Genomic DNA, 4,540 nt, shown 5'->3' on the forward strand with positions numbered 1-4,540 from the left:
CCGCCTGTTAAATTCGATTCAGACAATGAAATAGGAGGAATCACAGCAATGATCGGCACATCGCCATCGGTAATGGTCAGCGTAACCGTAGATGTAAGAACATCATCGTCGCCATCGCTAGATGTGACAACAATGCTCTTAACAATATCACCAGCCGAGTGGTCTAAATCTCGGTTTGGCTCGAAGCGTACGTCACCTTGTGTGGTGATAAACAGCGAGCCCTCCGTGAAGATAAACTCTTGCTCAGAGCTATCCGTTTGGTCGAGCGTGTAAGCCGTGCCGTCATAAGTGAACTGAGTGACGCTGGCACCATCGGCACTTGCGCTAGTGAGCACATCGAAGACTGATGTGGTTGGCGTGCCTGCGACTAAATCGGCAACAGTAGGCTCTTCGATGCTCAATGCACCACTCGCCATCACTTGAACATCATCGGTGATCGTCACTGACAGCGGCGACATTAACGAGTCATCGCCGTCAGTATCAACGGCATAGACTGGTAGATTAAACGTTAGATCGTTATTGCCACGACCATCCTCGTGATCGATATTCTCCAACAATGTGAACGTATATTCGCCAAGAGTCGCAGCACTAAAGCTTAGTGTGAAGATTTGCGTTTCCACATTGGTCGCACTGGTCGTGAAACCAATATAACTGCCCGAGCCTGCTGGGTCTTCTTTCAAATCTATTGGAAGTCCGTCGGATTTCAAAGAGTCATCACTGTTGAACTCGCTTGGCTCTAATCGGAACTTCTCTACATCATCGCTTTGATTAGTAAACGAGATGGTCTCTGTTTGGCTTACTGCGCCAATGATTGGAGAAGAGCCATCGGCTAAATCTGCTTCGGCAAGTGCGATACTTGGTACTGATTCAATGGTTGGAATATCACCATCAGATATCGTAAGCGTTACTGTCGCCGTTTCTACATCAACGTCGCCATCGCTTGAGGTAAACACTAAAGACTTAACGATATCGCCGGCTTTGTGGTCTAAATCTCGGTTTGGCTCGAAGCGTACATTACCTTCGATGGTGACGTACACATCGCCTTCTGTGAACGTGAACTTTTGTTCGCCCGTGATGGTCGAGTCTAGGGTTTGAGCCGCACCGCCATCGTATGTGAATTGGGTAATTACCGCCCCATCAGCGCTTTGAGCTGGCATCACATCAATAGTGTTGGTGGTCACAGTACCAGCAGCCAAATCTGCGACGGTTGGCTCAGTGATATCAAGCGTGCCGTTCGCCATGATTTGAACGTCATCACCGATGGTGACTGACAGTAGCGACATGAGTGAATCATCACCATCGCTGTCTACGGCATAGACTGGCAGTTCGAAAGTCAGCTCGTTGTTATCTAGACCATCAGCATGGTCTAACGCTTCAAGTAACGTAAAGGTGTATTCGCCAAGGGTGGTCCCTGAGAAGCTCAGCGTAAATACGGGAACTTCCGTACCGCCGTCATTGATAAAGCCAACGTAGTTACCAGAATCTACTGGATCTTCTTTTAGCTCTACCGCGATGTTATTTGAGGTTAATGCACCGCCAATATTGAATTGGGTTGGTTCAAGTTGGAATTTCTCAACATCATCACTTTGGTTGGTGAATGAGATAGTTTCAGTTTGGCTAACCGCAACACCACTAGGTGTAGAGCCATCGGCCAGATCAGATTCAGACAGCGACACGCTTGGCACTGATTCAATGGTTGGGATATCACCATCCGTAATCGTCAGTACTACCGTTGCGGTTTCTATGTCCACATCACCATCGCTCGAAGTCACCACAATCGATTTCACGATTGGACCACTTTCATGGTCAAGGTCGCGATTCGGCTCGAAGCGTACATCACCTTCAAGCATGATAAATAGAGAACCCTCGGTGAAGATAAACTCTTGCTCGCCAGAGTCATCTTGATCGAGCACCAGAGGCGTACCACCATCGTAAGTAAACTCAGTAATGGTCGCGCCATCTGCACTTTGCTCTGGCATCACATCAATGGTGGTTGTGGTCACCACCCCAGCTGCCAAATCAGCCACTGTGGGCTCTTCGATGGTCAAGACGCCGTTACTCATGCCTTGCTCATCATCTTCGATGGTCACGGTAAGTGGTGACATCAAAGAGTCGTCCCCATCACTATCAACGGCAAACACTGGAACATCGAAAATGACCGTGTTTTTGTCCAAACCATCTTCATGGTCCAGCGCTTCCAGAAGCGTAAAGGTGTACTGGCCTAAATTTGTATCAGAGAAACTGATGGTAAAGACGTTGGTTTCAACATCGGAAGCATCTTTAACAAAGCCAATGTAATCACCTGGATCGTTTGGATCTTCTTTAATCTGAACCGCCAAGTTATTCGCTGTTAAAGCACCTAACGTATTGAACAGAGTTGGCTCAATACGGAACGATGCCACATCATCACTTTCATCAGTAAACTGAATAACTTTCGTGTCACTGACCGCAGAGCTCGACGGATCAGATCCACCTGTTAAATTCGATTCAGACAATGAAATAGGAGGAATCACATCAATGGTCGGCACATCGCCATCGGTAATGGTCAGCGTAACCGTAGAAGTCAGCACATCATCATCACCATCGCTAGAAGTCACAACAATGCTCTTAACAATATCACCAACCGAGTGGTCTAAATCTCGGTTTGGCTCGAAGCGTACTTCACCTTGCGTGGTGATAAACAGTGAGCCCTCTGTGAAGGTAAACTCTTGCTCAGAGCTATCCGTTTGGTCAAGCGTGTAAGCCGTGCCGTCATAAGTGAACTGAGTGACACTCGCACCATCAGCACTTGCGCTAGTTAGCACATCGAAGACTGATGTGGTTGGCGTGCCAGCCGCCAAATCAGCGACAGTAGGCTCTTCGATGCTCAATGCACCACTCGCCATCACTTGGGCATCATCGGTGATGGTCACTGACAGCGGTGACATTAACGAGTCATCACCATCGGTATCAACGGCATAGACTGGTAGATTAAACGTTAGATCGTTATTGCCTTGAATCGGATCGTGGTCAATCGCTTCAAAAAGAGTAAACGTGTATTCACCTAACGTTGTTGAGCTGAAATCCAGTGTAAAGACCGTAGTCTCTGCATTCGAAATATCAGTGGTAAAACCAATATAGTTGCCCGACCCCGTTGGCTCCTCGCGGATCTCAATGATCAAGCCATCTGATTTGAGTGAGTTATCGGTATTAAACTCCGTCGGCTCTAATCGGAATTTCTCAACATCATCGCTTTGATTGGTAAACGAGATGGTCTCGGTTTGGCTTACTGCGCCAATAATTGGAGAAGAACCATCGGCTAAATCTGCTTCAGCAAGTGCGATACTTGGTACTGATTCAATGGTTGGAATATCACCATCAGATATCGTAAGCGTTACCGTCGCCGTTTCTACATCGGCGTCGCCATCGCTAGAGGTGAACACTAAAGACTTAACGATATCGCCAGCTTCATGATCTAAATCTCGGTTTGGCTCGAAGCGTACATTACCTTCGATGGTGACGTACAAATCACCTTCGGTGAACGTGAACTTCTGTTCGCCTGTGACGGTCGAGTCTAGGGTTTGAGCCGCACCGCCATCGTAAGTGAATTGGGTAATCACCGCCCCATCAGCACTTTGAGCTGGCATCACATCAATGGTGTTGGTGGTCACAGTACCAGCAGCCAAATCTGCGACGGTTGGCTCAGTGATATCGAGCGTGCCATTAGCCATGATCTGCACGTCATCGCCAATGGTGACTGACAATGGCGACATCAACGAATCATCGCCATCGCTGTCTACGGCATAGACAGGCAGTTCGAAAGTCAGCTCGTTGTTATCTAGACCATCGGCATGATCTAACGCTTCAAGTAACGTAAAGGTGTATTCGCCAAGGGTGGTCCCTGAGAAGCTCAGCGTAAATACGAGAACTTCCGTCCCACCGTCATCAATGAAACCAACGTAGTTACCAGAATCTACTGGATCTTCTTTTAGCTCTACCACGATGTTATTTGAGGTTAACACACCACCAATATTGAACTCTGTCGGCTCAAGTCGGAACTTCTCAACATCATCACTTTGGTTGGTGAACGAGATAGTTTTTGTTTGGCTGACCGTAACACCACTTGGTACAGAGCCATCGGCAAGCTGCGTTTCCGATAGCGACACGCTTGGCACTGATTCGATGGTTGGGATATCACCATCCGTAATCGTCAGCAGAACCGTCGCAGTTTCGACATCCACATCACCATCGCTAGAGGTCACCACTATTGATTTCACGATTGGACCACTTTCATGGTCGAGGTCGCGATTCAGCTCGAAGCGCACATCACCTTCAAGCGTGATAAATAATGAGCCCTCAGTAAAAATAAACTCTTGCTCACCGGAGTCATCTTGATCGAGCATCAGTGGCGCACCACCATCGTAAGTAAACTGAGTGATGGTCGCGCCATCGGCACTTTGCTCTGGCATTACATCAATCGTGGTTGTGGTCACCACCCCAGCCGCCAGATCGGCCACGGTCGGCTCTTCGATGTTCAAGACGCCATTGCTCATGCCTTGCT

At 48.1% G+C, this 4,540-nt stretch carries 1 pseudogene; it reads right to left on the reverse strand.

Going from position 1 to position 4,540, the window contains the following annotated elements:
- Nucleotides 1-4,540 (reverse strand): annotated as a pseudogene (locus tag L1D60_RS23310) (hypothetical protein); the annotation flags it as partial.

This window comes from Vibrio sp. Isolate30, from assembly GCF_022397975.1.
GTDB lineage: Bacteria > Pseudomonadota > Gammaproteobacteria > Enterobacterales > Vibrionaceae > Vibrio > Vibrio fortis.